This window comes from Microlunatus soli (genome assembly GCF_900105385.1).
Classification (GTDB): Bacteria; Actinomycetota; Actinomycetes; order Propionibacteriales; family Propionibacteriaceae; genus Microlunatus; species Microlunatus soli.
The window spans coordinates 5,977,145-5,995,971 of sequence record NZ_LT629772.1 but is presented as its reverse complement, the minus strand read 5'-3'; the positions used below and the strand labels follow the sequence as shown (position 1 = coordinate 5,995,971).

Below are 18,827 nucleotides of genomic sequence, written 5' to 3'. Positions count from 1 at the left end.
ATGAACGGACTCCCCCGGCGGGCTCGGCTGTACGGCAGCATCCTCGGAGCGGATCCGGGAGTTGATCATGACTCCGGACGCACCAAGCCGCGGGTCGCCTTCTGCCACGGGCTCTTCGGCCAGGGCAAGAACTGGACGTCGATCGCCAAGCAACTGACCGACGACTACATCGTCGCCCTGATCGACATGCCGGATCACGGCCGCTCCCCGTGGACGGCCGAGGTCTCGTACCCGCATTCGGCCGATCTGGTCGCCGAGTACCTGCTGGACAGCTCCGACGGTGAGCCGTGGACCGTGGTCGGGCACTCGATGGGCGGCAAGATCGCGATGATGCTCGCGCTCCGTCATCCCGACCTGGTGCAGAGCTTGTGCGTGGTCGACATCGCCCCGGTGGACTACACCGGCGGCAGCGAGTTCGTCCCGTACGTGCAGGGCATGCGATCGGTGGACCTCGGCACCCTGAGGTCCCGCGCGGAGGCCGACCAACAGCTCCGTGCCACGGTCCCCGCCCAGAGCGTCCGCAGCTTCCTGCTGCAGAATCTTCGCCGCGGCAGCGACGACGACCAGACCGGCTGGCACTGGCAGATGAACCTGCAGTTGCTCGGCGACCAACTCGCAACCCTCGGCGGTTGGCCGGATCCGCACGCCGAACCGTACCCCGGTCCGACGCTCTGGGTCGGCGGCGCCGATTCGAACTACATCCGCCCGGAGTACGCGCCCGCAATGCGGGGCCTCTTCCCGCAGCTGCGGACCGTCAAGATCAAGAACGCCCGGCACTGGGTGCACTCCGATCAACCCGAGGTGTTCACGGCCGTGCTGAAGGACTTCCTGTCCCGCACCGCGGCCGTGGCATGATCAGCTTACGGTGACCGAGATGATCTTGGCCTCCGACTTCGGTTTGCCGTCGTGGGCTCCGTTGCTGTTGTCCACTCCGCCCTTGGCGATCTTGTTCAGCACGGCGATGCCCGCGGCGTCCATCGTGCCGAAGACGGTGTAGTTCGGGTCCAGCTGCGAGTTGCGGTACACCAGGAAGAATTGCGAACCGTTGCTGTTCGGTCCGCTGTTGGCCATCGCTACGGTGCCCTCGCCGTAGCTCTCGTCACCGCTCAGTTCGTCGGGGAAGGAATACCCCGGCCCGCCGGACCGGTCGCCTCGCTTGGACGGATCGCCGCACTGCAGCATGAACAAGGTGCCGGCATCGGTCATCCGCGGGCAGCTGGTGGCGTCGTAGAAGTGCTGCTCGGCCAACGAGACGAACGAGTTCACCGTGCACGGTGACCGGGTCCGGTCCAGCGTGACCGTGATCGTCCCGGCGGACATCTTGATCACCGCCGTTGCGGTGCCCTTCATCGGCACTCCGGTGCTCGGCGGCGGGTCCACCGGACGCGTTGCCGTGCCGGTCTCGGTGTATTCGCAGTCCAGCGGCGCAGCCTTGCTCGGCTCGGCCTCGGCCGACTTCTCCGGAGCAGCGCCGCGCTGCTCCGACGCGCCGAGCGGACTGTCCGGGATCTGCCCGCAACCGGCCAGCAGCATCGCTGCGGACAGCACACCGGCGGTCAAGATCGTCAGTGGCCCGCGCCGCTTCCAGCTGCCTGTCACGGCGCTACCTAACCACACAGCTCACCGAAGACCGGCGCGAAACGCCAGAGGGCCCTGAGCTTGTCGAAGGGCCCCTGAGCCTGCCAAGGCTCGGGAGCCTGTCGAAGGGCTTCCATCCCAGCGCTGCGGTCCCGGTCCTTCGACAGGCTCAGGACCCAATCGACGCGTTCCAGGAGCTACGGCCAGTTGGGTTCGCGATGATCGAGTACGCGTGGCAGCGGGACCGAGGCCGAATGGATCACATAGACCGTGCCACCCGAATGCGGCACCCAGGCGTTCTCCAGTTGATCGCGACGATAGGTGAAGCGGACCTGGTCGTTGTCGGGGATCAGATGCGAGGCCGGGTCGTTGACGACGACATCGCCGTCCTCGGTGAAGCCGACGACGACCATCAGGTGACCGTTGGTGCCGTAGCCGGCTCCGTCCAGTTCGTCCTTCTTGAACGACACCGAGATGATCACCGGGATACCGGCCTTGATCAATTCCTCGGCCTCGGTGAAACTGCGCAGCCGGGTGACGAAGGCACGCAGCCCCCAGGTGGTCGCGTAGGCGGTGTTGAACGGCCAGTTGCCCGCGCCGTCGTAGGTGTAGTCGAAGACGTTCCGGGCGCTGTAGTCGACCTCGGCGTCCACCGGCGGATCGACCCAGTCCAGGTCCTTGCCGTGCGGCCCGGTGTGCCAGTACTTCAACACCATCGCCGTCGAAGTCGCCGAACACCACGCCTCACCGCCGTTGTCCCACTCCGGGTAGTGGCCGTCGTGCACCTCCTGGGAGAAGCGCGGCACGTCCAGCACGGTGCCCAACGCGCTGCCGCCGGGGCTGACCGGGACGGTCGGGTCGTCCGGCAGCAGGGACGCGACCGCACCCACCGTACGCAGTACCGGCGTCTCCCGGCTGTCGTCCGGCCGGAACAGCGTCACGCGCAACTGCCAGTCGGAGAACCGATGCCCGTCGAAGGCGTGCAAGGTATCGGTCCAGACCGTTGCCACCTCGGTGTCCTGGTCGTCGACCGAGGTGCGATGGATCGCCCCACCATCGGCCGGGTCCTTGGCACACCAGCGGCCGAGCACGAACCACCCGGAACGGGTCGAGGTCTCGTCGGCCCCGCGCACCTCGATCTGCACCCAGGTCTTGCCCGGTGTGTCCACCTGCCAGGACGAGATCAGCTCGGTGTAGCCGGCCGGCACCGGGACCACCGGGGACGTCCAGGTCGCGCTGTGATAGTGCACCGGTGTCTTGTCCTCGGCGAACGGATCGACGTAGTCCAGGCTGCCGGTCGGATGGTTGATCCGGATGCCGTCCGGCGTCCACCGGGTGCCGTCCCGCCGTCCGTCCTTGAGCCGGAAGCCGGAGAACTCCCGATAGAGCACGTGCCGATCGCTCGCCGCAGTCCGCGCCCGCGTCGAGGGATCAGGGGTCGCCCCGGACCGCAGTGACCGGCCCGGTTCGGGAGTCGCCGCCCGGGCGAGCCCGACGCCGACGGTGGCCCCGACGGAAACACCGACCGCCCCACTGAGCAGGGTCCGGCGCCGAAAGGCCGCAAGCCGGTCGACGACTCCGTCGGCGGACGAGGAGTTGCAACGCGTGGTGTCACGATCGGCCAACGGAACCTCCGAGATGCGTGCCCGACCCGGAGCCAGGCAAGAATTGACTACCGCATTGGGGCGATCGTAAACCCGTGACATCGCCGCGTCGAGTGCTGCGCCGGATCTCGTCAGCCGCCCGGCAGGGCCACCGGCCGATGCTCCTCCCCGGTCGCCGGCGACGACCGCAGGTCACGAGTGCTGCGGCTCAACAACGGCAGCAGGGCGGTGACCGCCATTGCGCTGCACGCCACGACGAAGACACGATCGATCCCGAACGCCCCGGCCAGCGGCCCCGCGAGCGCACTGCCGATCGGCAGCACCGCCCAGCTCAACAGCGCATCCCAGGATCCGACCCGAGCCAGCTGTTCGGCCGGCACCTGCTGCTGGATCGCGGTCTCCCACAGCACGTCGAGGAACATCAGCGCCAGGTAGCCGGCGATGGTGCAGATCAGGACGACCACCAGCCGCTGCGGCCAGACATAGCTGAGCAACCCGATCGGAAGGATCGCCAACATCGGCCAGGCCAGCCGCAGCGGATGGGTCATCCTGACCCGCATGGCGACGATGCCTCCGATCAGCCCGCCGACCCCGGTCGCGGTTTCCACCAGCCCGAGCGCGACGGCGCCACCGAGTTGGTGGATGGCGATCGACGGGATCAGAACCAGCAACATGCCGTTGCCGAGGTGGTACGCCGTTGCCGACAGGGTCCCGGCCCGCAACCAGGGCCGGGACGCGATCGCCCGCAGCCCGCCGCGCAGTTCGGACCCGAACCCGGAGCGCTGCTGCCGCACCGATCGGACTCGGACCTTCGTCACGCAGAACGCCGAGAACGCGAACGAGACCCCGTTGATCAGGAAGCCGATCGAGGAGCCGACGAAGGCAACCAGGGCACCGCCGGAAGCCGAGCCGATGATCATCGCGCCGGTGGACAGCATCGTCAGCATCGCGTTGGCAGACTGCCGATCAGCAGCAGGAACCAGGTTCGGCTTCAGTGCGATGAACGCCGGCATGAAGAACGCGCCGGCGGCACTCGAGATCACCGTCAGTGCAGCGATCGGCCCGACCGACCAGCCATCGGTGGCGAACAATGCCGAGATCCCCAGAGCCGACCCGAACCGTACGACGTCGGCCAGCACCATGATCCGTTGGGGCAGCAGGCGATCTGCCCAGACGCCGGCAACGGGCATGCAGAGGACGCGGGTCGCCATCCCGAGCGCAAGGATGACGCCGAGATCGGTGGCACTGCCGCCGTGCAGCAGCACTCCGGCAGCAAGTGCGACCGGCTGGAAGGCGTCGCCGAGCCAGGACAACCCCTGGCCGAGACCCAGCCATCTGAAGTCCCGATGCCGCCAGACGGCCCACCCTGCTCGACTGTTCGTCATGATCACAATTTAGTACGATAGCTAACTATCAGGCGTTTGACTAGTTGCTCGCAGTGGTCAGACGGCGAGCCTGCCGACGGACTGACCACCGCGGGATGCCAGACTGCGACGGGTGACCACACGCACGGCGCGCACCGACTTCGCTGATGAGCATCTGAACCGGTGGTCCGACCTCTTCACCGAGAGCGGCTTCGATCGGGAAGTGGAAGGCGCACTCGTCCGGATGGATCGATTGACCCGGCTGTCGGACGACGGCCTGCGCGTGCTGCTGGCCGACGATCCGCTGTCGCACGAGGAGTTCAAGACCCTGCACCACCTCATCGGTGGCGTCAACCGGGACGTCCCCGCGACACCGGCGCAACTGGCGTCCAGAGCCGGTGTCACCCGGGCCGGCATGACGAGTCGGATCGAGCGCCTGGTCCGCAACGGTCTGGTGACCCGTAGCGAAGACCCGCACGATCGTCGCAGCGTGCTGATCGCGGTCACCCCGGCCGGACGCGCTGCCTGGAAACGGATCGTTCACCGGTGGGGCGAACACGAGCAGGGCCTGTTCGCCGGGCTGACCACCGCCGAGCTGAAACGCCTGAATGCCCTGTTGCGCAAGGCGTTCATCGCCCTCGACCGCGGGGCAGAGCAGCAAGCCGCCGAGGGCGAAGGGGACGAATGAGTCGATGAGTCTGACCGACACCGGCGTTCCCAGGCTCTGCGCCGATCTCGGCCTTCCGGGGCTGGCCGACATCCACGTGCACTTCCTGCCCGAACGCATGCTGCACAAGGTGTGGGCGTTCTTCGACTCCGTCGCCGACCGTGGCGGTCCGCCGTGGCCGATCAGCTACCGCTACGACGAGGACCGACGGCTGGAGATCGTCCGGGCCTTGGGGCTGCGGGCGATCCCGTCCCTGACCTACGCCCACAAGCCCGGCATGGCCGGATGGTTGAACCAGTGGTGCGCCGACTTCGCCACCCGGGTGCCCGACGCGATCCACAGCGCCACGTTGTACGCCGAGCCGACCGCAGCGGCCGATGTCCGCGACGCCGTCGACGCCGGTGCGCGGCTGTTCAAGGTACACATCCAGGTCGGTGGATTCGCCCCCGACGATCGACTGCTCGACGGTGCCTGGGATCTGCTGCAGGACAAGGCCATCCCGATTGTCATCCACTGCGGATCCGGACCACATCCGGGCGTACACACCGGCATCGAACCGGTCCGTCGACTGCTGACCCGATTCCCCCGGCTCACGCTGGTGATCGCCCATGCCGGACTGCCTGAGTACGACGAGTTCGCCGACCTCGCGATGGAATACGACCGCGTACACCTGGACACCACGATGGTGGCCACGGACTACGTCGAGTCGCTCGCGCCGATGCCGCCCGGCTATCGGTCGCGGCTGGCCGACCTGCAACCCAAGATCGTTTTGGGCAGCGACTTCCCCAACATCCCCTATCCGTACGCCCACCAGATCGAATCGTTGCAGCGACTCGACCTCGGCAGGGACTGGCTGCGCGACGTGCTCTGGACCAACGGCGCCCGGCTGATGGGACTCGGCCGAGGATAGCAACGAACGCACATGGTGCTGCGCGTCTGACGCATGGCCGCCGGCATCGGCCAACGGCTTTGCTGGAGTCATGACATCACGACACAGCGGTACCAACGGATCGATCGGCACCGCGATCCTGATCATCGCCACCCTGACCACCGGACTCACTGCCGGTGTCTTCACCGACTGGTCGAACACGATCATGCCCGGCCTCGCTGACGTCGACGACCGCACCTTCGTGCTGGCGTTCCGGTCGTTGGACGCCTCGATCAACAACCCCTTCTTCCTGGGAGTCGAGTTCAGCGGAGCGCTGCTGTTCACCGTCGCGGCCGGGGCACTGCAGGTACGGACCGGCCGGCGTACGGCACTGCCCTGGATCCTGGCGGCATTGGTGGCCTATCTGACCGCGATCATGATCACCTTCGCCGTCAACGAACCGCTGAACACCAGACTCCGGACGATCGACGAGCCAGCCGCTAGCGCTGACTTCGCCGCTCTCCGAGCCGAACTGAACGCCGCCCGGTGGGCGGCCTGGAATACCGCACGCGCCGTCACCGCGACGATCGCCTTCGGTTGCTTGCTGGTGGCTCTTTCCGTTCGACGGCGGTCACGAGCCGACCGGTCCGACGCCTCGGCGCGGTCAGCCCGCCTCGACGCGCTGACCTGATGCAACAGCTGAAACGTCTTCGGGGGCTGAATCGTCGTCGGGAAGGGTGACCAGACCGGCGGTGCCGTCCACCGTGATCTCGTCGCCGTGTTTGATCCGACGGGTCGCATCACCGGTGCCGAGCACGGCCGGGATGCCGTATTCGCGGGCCACGATCGAGCTGTGACTCAACGGACCGCCGATGTCGGTGACAACCCCGCCGGCCATCGCGAACAGCGGCGTGTAGGCCGGTGTGGTGATCTTGGCGACGATGATCATCCCCGGCCGCATCGCGGCGAAGTCGGAGTGATCATTGATCAGGCATGCCCGGCCGGTGATCTTGCCGCCGCTGGCGCCCAGTCCGTGCAGCTCGGGGCCGTCCCCGGAGCTTTCGACCGCCGGCATCCAGCGGTTCATCATCCGATTCATCCGGGACTCGACCGGAAGCATCTGTGGCGGCGTGACCGTCCGTCGGCCGCGCCAGGACATCCGGCGGTCGGCGATGCTTGCGGCCAGTTCGTCGGGACCCACCGACGGCTCACCGGCGTCGTCCAGGACAGCAACCAGCGAGCCGATCTCGTCGGCCCGGAGCCAGTAGACGTCGTCGGCCTCCGCGAGCAGACCGTGGTCGACGAGGCGTCGGCCCAGCTCGGCCAGCAACTGCCGGATCCGCGGCCACCCCAGGCCGACGTCGGCCAACGCGTCTTCACGAACGCCGCCGTACCGCTGGGCCTTGGCCAACACCGGCCCGATCACTCGCCGGGCAGGCCCGGTCCGGGCCAGCAGGGCCGAGGTTGCCCGCTGCCGTTCGTCGGCCAGCCGGCGCTGCCGTACGGCCGGATCGGCCTCTTCCCGCGGCCGGTCGTCGCGGGCGTGGAATCGTACGGTTTCCAACACCGCCGACGGATCGTCGGCCGCGACCGGGTTGCTGAAGTCGAGGTCGGAGATGGTGTGGCCGAACTCTTTCAGGTAGTCACCGATCCGCTGTTGCCACTGCTGCCACACCTCTGTCGCGACGCCCTGGGGTGCAGGTCCACCGACCAGACCGTCGGAATCCACCGCGCTCAGGGCGTCCAGCAGGCCCGGTTGCTCGCGGCACCACCGGCCGAGCCCGTACAGTTCGCGTTCGGCACGCATCGGGGCGCTCTCCAGACCGAGCACGAACGTCGTCGGCTCCGGATCGCCGGCCCGCCGGAACGGTCGATACAACCGGGCGAACGACGTCTCGGTCATGGCCGCGACCGGGATCACCTGCTGGACACCGGTGTAATAACGGCAGCCTGCCGCCAACAGCTCGGTTGCTCCGGTGAGCAACTCGGCGGCTGACAGCGTCGCGGCATCCTTCTCGGTCCAGCTGCGCACCGTCTGCTGATACTGCGGCCGATAGACCGTTCGCCATTGTTTCTCGGCACCGCCGGTTCCGCCGCTGAAGATCCTGATCATGGCGGCCGGTGACAGGGCCGTCATCTTCAGCAGGTCCGCCCAGCGATAGGCGTAGTAGGCGTAGCCGTTGACCGTCGGGAACGTGACCAGCTCATGCGGAGTCAACGGTCCGAGCAGGCTGCCCAACAGTTCACCCAGGCTGCCGACCACTGCCGGCTCGATCAGATCACCGAAGAGCGGCGTCAACGGCTCGGGCATCATCTCCACGATGCTGGCCCGGAAGTACACCCGCTTCGGGTCGGGCACCGGCCAGTCGGTCGGTGCATCGCCCACCGGGTCGGGCAGTGCGGTGATCGCCCGGGCCTGCACCAGCCACAGGTCACCCCCGGCGCGCGCCCATTCCAGATCCATCGGTCGGCCGTAGTGTTCGGCGACCCGATCGCCCAGCTCGGCCAGCCCGATCGCGTCGGTGTCGGTCAACACCGGACGGCGACGCAGCCCGTCGGGCACCGCGATCTCCTCGGTACCGGCCTCGGTCCGTACGGTCTGCAGCTGCTTGTCGGCGACGTCACGGTCGGTGATCACCCAACGCCCCTGAGATCTGCGGACGGTCAGATTGTCGGTGGTCACGGTCCCGCCGACCACCGACTCCCCCAACCCCCAGGCCGCCGAGATCACCGTCTCGTCCCGGCGCCCGTTGGTCGGGTTGGCGGTGAACAGGACGCCGGCGGCGTCTGCCTCGACCAGCTGTTGGACGACGACGGCCAGGCTGACCGTCCGCGGATCGATGCCTCGCCGACGGCGGTAGGCGATCGCACGGGGAGTCCACAACGATGCCCAGCAGTCGCGGACCGCCGCCAGCAGGTGATCATCACCGCGGATGTTCAGATAGGTGTCCTGCTGGCCGGCGAAGCTGGCATCGGCCAGGTCCTCTGCCGTCGCCGACGAACGCACCGCGACCGCTACCCGATCACCCATCGCCCGGTAGCCGTCGATGATCTGCTCGGCGATGTGGGCCGGGATCGTTGCACCGGCGAAGAAACCCGCGATCTGCGCCGCCGCCCGGTCAGCTGCCTGATGATCATCTTCGCCGACCTCGTCGGCCGCGGCAGCGATCTTGTCACCGATACCGGTGTGTTCGACGAAGGCGTCGTAGCCGGCGGTGGCGATCACGAATCCTGGTGGCACCGGCAGTCCGGCAGCCGTCAGCTCACCGAGATTGGCACCCTTGCCGCCGGCGGTCTCCACGTCGGTCGCCGCGATGGAGTCGAACGGGCGGATCACCCGCATGACCAGTCACTTCCTCAAAGCGGAATGGCCGCACCCGGACGGTCGCGGCTCTCATCAGAACGACAGTAGACCCATTCGGTGTCGGTCGAACCGGTGATCTTCGCCACCTTCGCAATCCGCCGTGGACCGTACCGATCCTCGCCCCCGCGCCGCCCCGTCCGGACCGAGCGCAATAGGGTGGCACCATGGTGAATCTCACCCGGATCTACACCCGAACCGGTGATCACGGGCAGACCCGGTTGGTGAACATGGCGGTCACCGAGAAGACCGACCTGCGGGTCGCTGCCTACGGCGACGTCGACGAGGCCAACGCCGCGATCGGCGTCGCGCTCGCCTCCGGCGAGCTCACCGAACGGGTCAGCACCGTGTTGGCCCAGATCCAGAACGAACTCTTCGACCTCGGCGCCGACCTGGGCAATCCGTTGGCCGACAGCTACGAGTTCGAGCCGCTACGGATCACCGCGGACTACATCCAGCGGTTGGAGGCCTGGTGTGACGCCTTCACCGCCGAAGTGCCGAAGCTCCGTTCGTTCATCCTGCCGGGTGGCAATCGTGCGGGTGCGCAGTTGCATGTCGCGCGGACGATCACCCGCCGGGCCGAGCGGACGGCGTGGCAGGCCGTGACCCAGTTCGGCAGCGAACCGCCGGCCGGGACCGACCGGCCCGGCGGCATCAACCTCCAAGCGGTCGGCTACCTCAACCGCCTGTCCGACCTGCTCTTCATCCTCAGCCGGATCGCCAACGGCACCGAGTCCGAGGTGCTCTGGAAACCCGGCGGGGAACGTACAAGCTGAAGATGTCCATCGACGTACAGGAGTTCGCAGTATGACCAGCGCCAGCAACTACCCCGCCCTCGGCCGCGAAGCGACCGGTGTCGCCAAGCCGAAACAGGACCGTCCGGTCACCTTGTTCACCGGACAGTGGGCGGATCTGCCGTTCACCGAGATCTGCCGGTTGGCCGGCGAGTGGGGCTACGACGGTCTGGAGATCGCCTGCTGGGGTGATCATTTCGATGTCGCTCGCGCCGCCGAGGACGAGTCCTACGTCCAGGAACGCAAGGACATCCTGGAGCAGAACGGTCTGGGCTGCTGGGCGATCTCCAACCACCTCAACGGCCAGGCGGTCTGTGAGGCGATCCTGGACGACCGGCACAAGTCGATGGTCAACCCGCGGGTCTGGGGCGACGGCGATCCCGAAGGTGTCCGGCAGCGGGCCGCCGAGGAGATGAAGACCACCGCCCGGGCCGCCGCCGCCTTCGGCGTGGACACCGTGATCGGCTTCACCGGCTCCTCGATCTGGCATTACGTGGCGATGTTCCCGCCGGTCGGCGACGACGTGATCCAGGCCGGCTACAAGGACTTCGCCGATCGCTGGAACCCGATCATCGACGTCTTCGACGAGGTCGGTGTCCGGTTCGCCCACGAGGTGCACCCCAGTGAGATCGCCTATGACTACTGGTCCACCGTGGCGATGCTGGACGCGATCGATCACCGTCCCGGCTTCGGGCTCAACTTCGACCCGTCGCACATGGTCTGGCAGGGGCTGGACACCGTCGGATTCCTGTGGGACTTCAAGGACAAGATCCTGCACGTCGACTGCAAGGACACCAAGGTCCGGATGAACAACGGCCGCAACGGCCGACTCTCCTCGCACCTGCCCTGGGCCGATCCGCGACGTGGTTGGGACTTCATCTCCACCGGTCGCGGCGACACCCCGTGGGAGGACATCTTCCGGATGTTGAACACCATCTCCTACGGCGGCCCGATCTCGATCGAGTGGGAGGACGCCGGGATGGATCGTCTCGCCGGCGCTCCCGAGGCGTTGGACTTCGCCCGCGGCATGAACGCCATCAAGCCGTCCGAATCCTCCTTCGACGCTGCCTTCGCCAACTGAGGTCTGCTCTTCTTCCGAGCTGTCGCGGGTCTGTGCCCTACGCCGTGGGGTTGGGGCATCGAGTCTTGCCCGAGGCGATTCCGAGCTCGCAGGCTCGCCCGGAAGGTCGCTTTACGCCCACCACACCATGACTCGATGCCCCAACCCCACGGCTCACCTGGGTGCCGCGGCTCGCTCTTCGTGCAGTACGGTCCTGAGCTTGCGAAGGACCGTGAAGGGGCCGCACGAGTCTGAAAACCAATCACCCTGAGCTTGTCGCCATCAACTACCGTCCCCGTACGATCCGGAACAGCTGCCAGGAGTCATCATCAAGATCGTCAGTTACAACCTACGGTTTGCCAGTGAGAACGATCCGCAGCCGTGGTCGCGGCGCCGAGAGCCGATGATCGAGTTGCTCACGCGGCTGGCGCCGGATGTGCTGGGCACCGAGGAAGGGCTCGATCATCAGCTTGCCGACATCGGGGCCGGATTGGGTGAGCGATATCGGATGGCGGCCGAGCACCGACATCACGATGACGGGTCGGAGAATGCCGAGGAATACTCGGCGATCTTCTACAACTCCGACACCGTGGAGTTGATCGACGTTCGGCATCAGTGGCTGTCCGACACCCCGGACGTGATCGGCTCTCGGACCTGGGGTACGCATTTCCCACGGATGTTCTCCGTCGCCGGGTTCCGCCGGCTGATCGACGGTCGGACGTTCACCGTGATCACCACTCATGTCGATCATGAGGTGGCATCGGCTCAGGTCAAGTCGGCGGAACTGCTGGCCGCCAGGGCCGCGGCGGTTGATCATGATCAGCCGCTGGTGGTGATGGGCGATTTCAATGTGGGCGAGGATTCCGAGCCGTACGCGATTCTGACCGCAGCGGGTCTGCGGGACGCCTACCTGAGTGCAGTCGACCGTGGCCCGCGGCTGGGGACGTTCAACAACTACGCCGATCCCGACCCCGAGGGCATCCGGATCGACTGGATCCTGGTCAACGACAAGATCACCGTCGAATCCGCGCGGATGGTCGACGAGGCTCCGGGCGGGCAGTATCCGTCGGACCATCTGCCGGTCGAGGCCGTACTCGACCTCTGAGGGCTCCCCCGACCTCACAGCCAGGACACGATCGTCCCACGGCGTGATCACCTGCCGTGGTGGATCGTGATCCTGCCCCCACCTTCCCCTAGCCTCCCGTGCGGGGTGTGACCCGGCCGGATGAAATCAGGCCGGGTGAATCGGGTCGGGGTGAATCGGGTCGGGGTGGAGGAAGTCTTCAATGCTGCGCAGTTCGTCGCGTGCGGTGATCGCTGTGTTCACCGCACTGCTGATATTGGCCGGTTGTTCGATACCACAGGGCGATGATCAACATCCGGGTGATCGACCGTCACGGAAGCCGTCTCCCGACACTGCCGCACCGGCTGCGATCCTCAAGGCCCAACGCCAGGCTCGCGGCTACGACTACCCCGCCGCCCTGCAGACACTGAGCGCGGTCCACAGCACCCGGGCGCGACAGTTAATCCGCTCGATCAAGAAGCAACAGCGCTCCGCGCATGCCTGGAAGCGGATGGATCAGATCCCGCATCTGTTCTTCCACAGCTTGATCGTCGACCCGCAGCGAGCGTTCCATGCCGGAAGCCGGGCCCAGGGCTATCGGGACTACATGGTCACTGTCGACGAGTTCCGCGCGATGCTGCCGCAGCTGCGTCGCCGCGGATATGTGCTGGTGCTGCCGCGCCAGATCGCGCGTCCCGACGCTCGTGGCGCGATGCGCTATCAGAAGATCATCCTGCCGGCCGGCAAGAAGCCGCTGGTGATCAGTCAGGACGACGTCAACTACTACGAATACATGCGTGGCGACGGTTTCGCCACAAATCTCACCGTCGACGCCGACGGCAAGATCACCAACACCTACGTCCGCCCGGACAAACGCACCGTACAAGGAAGTTACGACCTGCTGCCGGTGCTGGACGACTTCGTCGCAGCTCACCCCGACTTCGGCTACCGGGGTGCGAAGGGGGTGCTCGGGCTGACCGGCTACAACGGCATCCTCGGCTACCGCACCTCGCACCGCGAATACGGCAACCGCAAGGACTTCGCAGAGCAGCGCAGGACGGCGAAGAGGGTGGCGACGGCGATCAAGGCCGACGGCTGGCAGCTCGCCTCGCACAGCTGGGGCCACCTCAACTTCACCAGCACCGGACTCGGCGTGCTGAAGGCCGACACCCGGCGCTGGGATCGCGAGGTCCGGCCACTCACCGGTCCGACGGACCTGCTGATCTATCCGTTCGGCGCCGACATCAGCGGTGTACAGCCGTACGGCAGGGACAACGCCAAATACCGCTATCTGCATGCCGACGGCTTCAACTTCTTCTTCAACGTCGACGCCAGCAGCCCGGCCTGGATGCAGAAACACGCCGGTTCGCTCCGACAGGCCAGGATCAACGTCGACGGCATCCGGCTCGCCTCGACCCTGGACGGCGACAACGCAGTCCTGAAACACTTCTTCGACGTCCGATCCGTGATCGATCCGGCCCGTCACCACAAGATCGACAAGCAGCACCGGACCACCCGGCGACCTTGATCGACAAGCCATTGCCCAGAACCCGTACCGGTCCGGCACGGGGCCGAATCCACTTCCCTGCCGACCCAGCGGTCGGTAACGTCCCTGTGGTGTCCGAACCGTCCACCGTCACGCTGCGATCCCGTACCGATGACGACCACGATGTCCTGTTCCAGCTCGCCGCAGATCTGGACACCTGGGAGGAGCGCGGCCCCGATTCGCCCGCCCCGCTGACCCGAGAAGCGTACGACGCACGGGTCGCCGCAGCGGCGTCGGATTCCGGAGCAGCCGTCCGCTTCGTCGTCGACGTGGACGGCCGAGCCGTCGGCAGCATCTCACTGTTCGGATTCGACCAGCTGGCCCGCCACGCCGAGATCGGCATCGCTCTGATCGCCGAGGCCCGCGGACGCGGGATCGGGACCATCGCGATCACCCAGCTCGTCGAGTTCGCCTTCGTCCGCTGCAATCTGCGCCGTGTCCATCTGCAGGCAATCGAGTCCAACGTCGGTGCGATCCGTGCCTATCAGAAGGCCGGATTCGAGCTGGAGGGTCGGCAACGCGAGCATGCCTGGGTGCGCGGGCACTACGAGGACATCGTGCTGATGGGGCTGCTTCGATCGGAGTGGTCGGCGCGACAGGTCACGGCCTGACGACCTCGGTCTCGGCGGCAGCGCCGGTCGTAGCGATCAGGTCGACCGCGACCTCGGCGGAGTCCCGGCGATCGTCGTCGAGCGCTACATCCGGGCGATGATCACCTTGGTGTCGGCGGGCCAGTCGGAAGAGACCCCTCGAGCGACGAGCCGGCCGTGCTGGTTACCAAGATCATCCAGGTAGCCGCCGTTGGCGATCACCGCGATCCGCGTACGACCGTTGAACAGCTTGATCAACTCCTCCGGCGCTCTGCCCAATTGCTGTGAGGACAGATAGAGTCGCACGGTCGTCCCTTCGATCCGCCTTGACGTCGGTCACGTCCGGCACCCAACTCGCAGATCATGCTCGTGGAGGCGATCAACATCCGGACGGCACAACCGGACGACGCGGACAGCGAGGGCGCAGGTGACCGAACTCGTGACCGCAGCGATGCTGAGACCGACAACGACGCCGTCGGCCGAGTTGTACCTCTCGTCACCGAACGATGCGATACCGCGACAGGCTGGTGTCCGGATACCGCCACGAGGTGACGACCTCGCGAACGGTGTTGACCAACCGCGGGCTCGACCAAGCTTGCGACGGCTTGGCCAGCATCCAACCGTCACCGACTGTCACGGTTGCGTGGGCCAGATCTCCATGCTCGGTCCAGGCGAACACCACGCCGGGCTGATCATCGAACGCGGTGCCGCTGATGGGTTCCGTGTGCTCGTCGAGCCAGGCCTGAAACCTGACCGGCCCGACCAGCACGTCGCTGACATCCAGGCCGGTGGCCGCCAGCACGGTGCCGAAGCAGTTGGCGCCCGAGCCGCTGACGGCGAAGGTACCGGCGAGCCGCTCGGCCTGCGGCAGCACCGGGTGGGCGTGGGTCCACACCGTGCTGGCAACACTCTCGTGGCGGCTCGGGCGGACCGCCCCCGACGCAACCCAGTTGAACATCAGCTCGTCGCCGGCTCGTGCCAGCTCCGACGGCCATACCGGCATCAACTTGGGACGTACAGTTCTCCGACGTGCCGCCCGCAGACTCCGTCGCACGCTCGGCCGAAGCGCGCCGAACTCTTCTTCGGTGAGCCAGGTCCAGGCCCCGTGGTACATGAAGAACGTGTCGGTCCACTCTGGTGTCGGCTCGACCCGCCTGATGGGAAGAGCAGCAGCCACCTGGGGTTGGAGAATGTCGGTCCGGAACGGCTGGACCGCCGGCGCGAACCAGTCACGCCACCTGTCGACAAGGTCTTCACCGACCTCGATCTCCAGCACCCTCACCGGCACCATCTGCCCGAGTCTGCCAATACCGCCGCAGCCGAGCCACCGCTTATCCGTCCGCCGTCCGGCCACCGAGATCGGTCAACCGACTCCGATCTCGGCAAGGATCCTGTCGATCTTGTCGACGGTCAGCGGATCGTCCAGCTCGGTGGCCAGCGCTCCCTCGGAGAAGGCGCGCTTCTCCCCTTCCGCGCCGAGTGCTGACCACCACCGTGACCACGGCGATGGCCAGCAGCACCGGGGCGCCGCTGAATCCACGGGAGGCCAGGGCGACAACGGCCAGCAGGGCGAGCATCGCGGCCGACACTCCCCAGTTGATCGCACCCGACCCGAGCCAGAACTGAACCTGTCGCTGGGTCCTGGTCCGCGGCCGGCTGGCGATCGCCCAATCCCGAAGCGATGCCGCGTCCGGGCGCCGGAACACCAACCAGGTGATCAGCTGATAGATCAGTTGGTAGAACGCCAGATAGATCATGCCGCCACCCAGTCCGAGTGCGCGACTCCGCACGTCATCTGCGCCGGGCGGGAAGACGACGACGATCACCGCAACCGCCGGCACGGTACTCAGCAGCCCGGCGACCAGCGCGCGGAAGGCGTCGTTCATCAGCCGCGGTACGGCGTCTCGTCGCGCCGGCATTCAGTAGCGGCCGATTCCTGGGGGCGCGGCCTCCAGCCAGCTCATCATGCCGGTCAGCGATTCCGGGGTCATCGCCAGTTGCCGCCGCTCGGTCCGGTCGCCGGTGCCGATCGAGACGGTGACGATCTCCTGATCGGCGTACAGCGCGACCGCCTCCGAGGGGGCCGGGAGCCGGTGGTCGAGGACCGAGACCTGGCTGCGCAGGAACGTGTACTTCGGCCACCAGGCCAGCGAGAAGAACCGGAACCACTCGAAATTCTCGCCGCTGTAACGAGCGACTCCGAGCACCCATCGGGGGCTCGGAGTCGTGTCATCGGACGATGAGGAATCGGACGTGGGCTTGTTGCCGACCGCGGCGGCCGACACCACGTGCCGGCTCATGCTGCACTCGAAGGTGCCGCCGTTACGGGCGAGCCACCGGCGCCGGACGGCCAGGCCGACCAGGCAGAGCCCGAGGAGCACCAGGATGACCCCGATGACCTCGAGCGCGCTCAGCCAGCCGAAGACCACCTTGCCCCGTACCTCCTCGAGTCCAGTCCCGGCTGCCGCTGCTCAGTTCGCCTTGCGGGCTGCGCTGAGCTGAGCCTCGGCACGCCGGTATGCCTTGCGAGTCTCCTCGTCGTCCTCGCCTGCATCAAGCTTGGCACGAGCATCGGCCAACGCGCGCTCGGCCTGGTCCACGGAGATGCCCTGCCCCATCCGGGCGTACTCGCTGATCACCGAGACTCGGCCCTTGGCCACGGAGATGAAGCCGCCGTCGACGGCGACGATCTCGCGCTGCCCGCCCGGCAGCAGCACCTCGACGCCGCCCGGCGCGAGCAGCGACAGCACCGGCTCGTGGCCGGCGAGGATGCCGATGTCACCCTCGACGGTCTTGGCGATGACGCTCTCGGCGTCACCGGACCAGACCACCTCGTCGGCGGAGACGACGCGTACCTCAAGCGGATCTGCCATGGCCGATCAGGCGTCCTTCTGCATCTCGGACCAGGTCTTCTGCACGTCGTCCATGCTGCCGACGTTGAAGAAGGCCTGCTCGGCGATGTGGTCGACCTCGCCGTCCACGATCATCCGGAACGACTCGATGGTGTCGGCCAGCGGCACGTTCGAACCCGGGACGTTGGTGAACTTCTCGGCCATGTAGGTGTTCTGGCTGAGGAATTGCTCGATCCGGCGGGCCCGGGCGACGACGATCTTGTCCTCTTCAGAAAGCTCATCGACACCGAGGATGGCGATGATGTCCTGCAGCTCCTTGTTCTTCTGCAGGATCGCCTTCACCGAGTTCGCCACGTCGTAGTGGTGCTGACCGATGTACTGCGCATCCAGGATCCGGGATGTCGAGGTCAGCGGGTCCACCGCCGGGTAGAGCGAACGGGCCGCGATGTCACGGGACAGCTCGGTGGTCGCGTCCAGGTGGGCGAACGTGGTCGCCGGTGCCGGGTCGGTGTAGTCGTCGGCCGGCACGTAGATCGCCTGCATCGAGGTGATCGAGTGACCACGGGTCGAGGTGATCCGCTCCTGCAGCTGACCCATCTCGTCGGCCAGGGTCGGCTGGTAACCCACCGCGGACGGCATCCGGCCGAGCAGGGTGGAGACCTCCGAGCCGGCCTGGGTGAACCGGAAGATGTTGTCGATGAAGAGCAGCACGTCCTGGTTCTGCACGTCGCGGAAGTACTCCGCCATCGTCAGACCGGTCAGCGCGATCCGCAGCCGGGTGCCCGGCGGCTCGTCCATCTGGCCGAAGACCAGGGCGGTGTCGGAGAACACGCCCATCTCTTCCATCTCGTTGATCAGGTCGTTGCCCTCACGGGTCCGCTCGCCCACACCGGCGAACACCGAGGTGCCCGAGTGCAGCTGCGCGATCCGGTAGATCATCTCCTGGATCAGAACGGTCTTGCCGACGCCGGCGCCGCCGAACAGTCCGATCTTGCCGCCCTGCACGTACGGGGTCAGCAGGTCGATCACCTTGATGCCGGTCTCCAGCATCTCGGTCTTGGCCTCGAGCTGGTCGAACTTCGGCGCCGGGCGGTGGATCGGCCACCGCTCGGTGATCTCGACGCTTGCCGGATCGGCGTTCAGCAGCTCGCCGGTGACGTTCCAGACGTGGCCCTTGGTGACATCGCCCACCGGGACCGAGATCGGTGCTCCGGTGTCCTTCACCTCGGTGCCGCGACGCAGACCGTCGGTCGGCTTCAGCGCGATCGCCCGGACCAGGTTGTCACCGATGTGCAGCTCGACCTCGAGGGTCATGCTGCGGGTGCCCTCCTTGGTGGTGATCTCCACGGTGAGCGCGTTCATGATGTCGGGCATCGCGTCCGCGGGGAACTCGATGTCCACCACGGGGCCGATCACCCGGGCGACCCGGCCGACGCCGAGCGTCTTTTCCTGTTGGGTTTCTTCGACAGTCGAAGTCATG

19 protein-coding genes are annotated in these 18,827 nt (G+C 66.9%); 9 read left to right on the top strand and 10 right to left on the bottom strand.

The window, feature by feature from the left end; genetic code table 11:
* Complete coding sequence (locus BLU38_RS27440) at positions 1–855, top strand: alpha/beta fold hydrolase (RefSeq protein WP_091533262.1); 855 nt, start codon at positions 1–3, stop codon at positions 853–855.
* Here the strand turns inward: BLU38_RS27440 and BLU38_RS27435 are convergent, their stop codons facing one another.
* From BLU38_RS27435 to BLU38_RS27425, 3 genes are all read right to left on the bottom strand, one after another.
* Complete coding sequence (locus BLU38_RS27435) at positions 856–1,599, bottom strand: peptidylprolyl isomerase (RefSeq protein WP_231920068.1); 744 nt, start codon at positions 1,597–1,599, stop codon at positions 856–858.
* A 176-nt stretch (positions 1,600–1,775) separates the two neighbouring features.
* Positions 1,776–3,203, bottom strand: a complete 1,428-nt coding sequence (locus tag BLU38_RS27430) for a peptidase C39 family protein (RefSeq protein ID WP_231920067.1) — start codon at positions 3,201–3,203, stop codon at positions 1,776–1,778.
* 110 nt (positions 3,204–3,313) lie between these two features.
* The gene (locus tag BLU38_RS27425; protein ID WP_157683755.1) at positions 3,314–4,567 is read right to left on the bottom strand and encodes an MFS transporter; all 1,254 of its coding nucleotides are present in this window, start codon (positions 4,565–4,567) and stop codon (positions 3,314–3,316) included.
* 112 nt (positions 4,568–4,679) lie between these two features.
* Between BLU38_RS27425 and BLU38_RS27420 the strand changes: the two genes are divergently transcribed.
* The 3 genes from BLU38_RS27420 to BLU38_RS27410 all read left to right on the top strand — a co-directional run bounded on the left by BLU38_RS27420 (position 4,680) and on the right by BLU38_RS27410 (position 6,772).
* A complete protein-coding gene (locus tag BLU38_RS27420) occupies positions 4,680–5,234 on the top strand; it encodes a MarR family winged helix-turn-helix transcriptional regulator (RefSeq protein ID WP_091529652.1) in 555 nt (184 codons plus the stop codon).
* A gap of 4 nt (positions 5,235–5,238) precedes the next feature.
* Positions 5,239–6,123 carry an amidohydrolase family protein gene (locus tag BLU38_RS27415; protein ID WP_091529650.1) on the top strand — a complete coding sequence of 295 codons (885 nt, stop codon included), beginning with the start codon at positions 5,239–5,241 and terminating at the stop codon, positions 6,121–6,123.
* 70 nt (positions 6,124–6,193) lie between these two features.
* Complete coding sequence (locus BLU38_RS27410) at positions 6,194–6,772, top strand: anthrone oxygenase family protein (RefSeq protein WP_197679892.1); 579 nt, start codon at positions 6,194–6,196, stop codon at positions 6,770–6,772.
* Here BLU38_RS27410 and BLU38_RS27405 read toward each other — a convergent pair.
* Complete coding sequence (locus tag BLU38_RS27405) at positions 6,746–9,424, bottom strand: PEP/pyruvate-binding domain-containing protein (RefSeq protein WP_091529647.1); 2,679 nt, start codon at positions 9,422–9,424, stop codon at positions 6,746–6,748. The two genes, BLU38_RS27410 and BLU38_RS27405, sit on opposite strands and share 27 nt — an antisense overlap.
* 185 nt (positions 9,425–9,609) lie before the next feature.
* On the opposite strand from BLU38_RS27405, the gene BLU38_RS27400 reads away from it, so the two are divergent.
* The 5 genes from BLU38_RS27400 to BLU38_RS27380 all read left to right on the top strand — a co-directional run bounded on the left by BLU38_RS27400 (position 9,610) and on the right by BLU38_RS27380 (position 14,516).
* On the top strand, positions 9,610–10,218 hold the full coding sequence (locus BLU38_RS27400; protein ID WP_091529644.1) for a cob(I)yrinic acid a,c-diamide adenosyltransferase: 609 nt from the start codon (positions 9,610–9,612) through the stop codon (positions 10,216–10,218).
* A 31-nt stretch (positions 10,219–10,249) separates the two neighbouring features.
* Positions 10,250–11,317, top strand: a complete 1,068-nt coding sequence (locus BLU38_RS27395; protein WP_091529642.1) for a sugar phosphate isomerase/epimerase family protein — start codon at positions 10,250–10,252, stop codon at positions 11,315–11,317.
* Between the two features lie 292 nt (positions 11,318–11,609).
* Positions 11,610–12,401 carry an endonuclease/exonuclease/phosphatase family protein gene (locus BLU38_RS27390; RefSeq protein WP_091529639.1) on the top strand — a complete coding sequence of 264 codons (792 nt, stop codon included), beginning with the start codon at positions 11,610–11,612 and terminating at the stop codon, positions 12,399–12,401.
* 181 nt (positions 12,402–12,582) lie between these two features.
* The gene (locus tag BLU38_RS27385; RefSeq protein WP_091529634.1) at positions 12,583–13,887 is read left to right on the top strand and encodes a polysaccharide deacetylase family protein; all 1,305 of its coding nucleotides are present in this window, start codon (positions 12,583–12,585) and stop codon (positions 13,885–13,887) included.
* Between the two features lie 89 nt (positions 13,888–13,976).
* Entirely contained in the window at positions 13,977–14,516 is a 540-nt protein-coding gene (locus BLU38_RS27380) for a GNAT family N-acetyltransferase (RefSeq protein WP_157683754.1), read from the top strand.
* 84 nt (positions 14,517–14,600) lie between these two features.
* Here the strand turns inward: BLU38_RS27380 and BLU38_RS27375 are convergent, their stop codons facing one another.
* The 6 genes from BLU38_RS27375 to atpD form a co-directional block, all read right to left on the bottom strand.
* Complete coding sequence (locus tag BLU38_RS27375) at positions 14,601–14,801, bottom strand: hypothetical protein (RefSeq protein WP_091529628.1); 201 nt, start codon at positions 14,799–14,801, stop codon at positions 14,601–14,603.
* Positions 14,802–14,991: 190 nt separating this feature from the next.
* On the bottom strand, positions 14,992–15,849 hold the full coding sequence (locus BLU38_RS27370) for a hypothetical protein (RefSeq protein ID WP_157683753.1): 858 nt from the start codon (positions 15,847–15,849) through the stop codon (positions 14,992–14,994).
* Positions 15,827–16,414 (bottom strand): hypothetical protein, encoded by a 588-nt coding sequence (locus BLU38_RS27365; protein WP_091529623.1) that lies wholly within the window; start codon positions 16,412–16,414, stop codon positions 15,827–15,829. The genes BLU38_RS27370 and BLU38_RS27365 overlap by 23 nt, the downstream gene beginning before the upstream one ends.
* A complete protein-coding gene (locus BLU38_RS27360) occupies positions 16,415–16,924 on the bottom strand; it encodes a DUF2550 domain-containing protein (protein ID WP_091529620.1) in 510 nt (169 codons plus the stop codon). It lies immediately after the preceding gene.
* A gap of 42 nt (positions 16,925–16,966) precedes the next feature.
* On the bottom strand, positions 16,967–17,368 hold the full coding sequence (locus BLU38_RS27355) for a F0F1 ATP synthase subunit epsilon (protein WP_091529617.1): 402 nt from the start codon (positions 17,366–17,368) through the stop codon (positions 16,967–16,969).
* Between the two features lie 6 nt (positions 17,369–17,374).
* Entirely contained in the window at positions 17,375–18,826 is a 1,452-nt protein-coding gene (atpD, locus tag BLU38_RS27350) for a F0F1 ATP synthase subunit beta (protein ID WP_091529615.1), read from the bottom strand.
* Between the last annotated feature and the right edge of the window lies 1 nt (position 18,827).

Excerpts from the sequence above, each read along its gene's own strand:
- BLU38_RS27405 (WP_091529647.1), bottom strand. The coding sequence starts at position 9,424 with ATGCGGGTGATCCGCCCGTTCGACTCCATCGCGGCGACCGACGTGGAG.
- BLU38_RS27385 (WP_091529634.1), top strand. The coding sequence starts at position 12,583 with ATGCTGCGCAGTTCGTCGCGTGCGGTGATCGCTGTGTTCACCGCACTG.
- BLU38_RS27355 (WP_091529617.1), bottom strand. The coding sequence starts at position 17,368 with ATGGCAGATCCGCTTGAGGTACGCGTCGTCTCCGCCGACGAGGTGGTC.
- BLU38_RS27410 (WP_197679892.1), top strand. The coding sequence starts at position 6,194 with ATGACATCACGACACAGCGGTACCAACGGATCGATCGGCACCGCGATC.
- BLU38_RS27425 (WP_157683755.1), bottom strand. The coding sequence starts at position 4,567 with ATGACGAACAGTCGAGCAGGGTGGGCCGTCTGGCGGCATCGGGACTTC.
- BLU38_RS27415 (WP_091529650.1), top strand. The coding sequence starts at position 5,239 with ATGAGTCTGACCGACACCGGCGTTCCCAGGCTCTGCGCCGATCTCGGC.
- BLU38_RS27400 (WP_091529644.1), top strand. The coding sequence starts at position 9,610 with ATGGTGAATCTCACCCGGATCTACACCCGAACCGGTGATCACGGGCAG.
- BLU38_RS27395 (WP_091529642.1), top strand. The coding sequence starts at position 10,250 with ATGACCAGCGCCAGCAACTACCCCGCCCTCGGCCGCGAAGCGACCGGT.
- BLU38_RS27365 (WP_091529623.1), bottom strand. The coding sequence starts at position 16,414 with ATGCCGGCGCGACGAGACGCCGTACCGCGGCTGATGAACGACGCCTTC.
- atpD (WP_091529615.1), bottom strand. The coding sequence starts at position 18,826 with ATGACTTCGACTGTCGAAGAAACCCAACAGGAAAAGACGCTCGGCGTC.
- BLU38_RS27440 (WP_091533262.1), top strand. The coding sequence starts at position 1 with ATGAACGGACTCCCCCGGCGGGCTCGGCTGTACGGCAGCATCCTCGGA.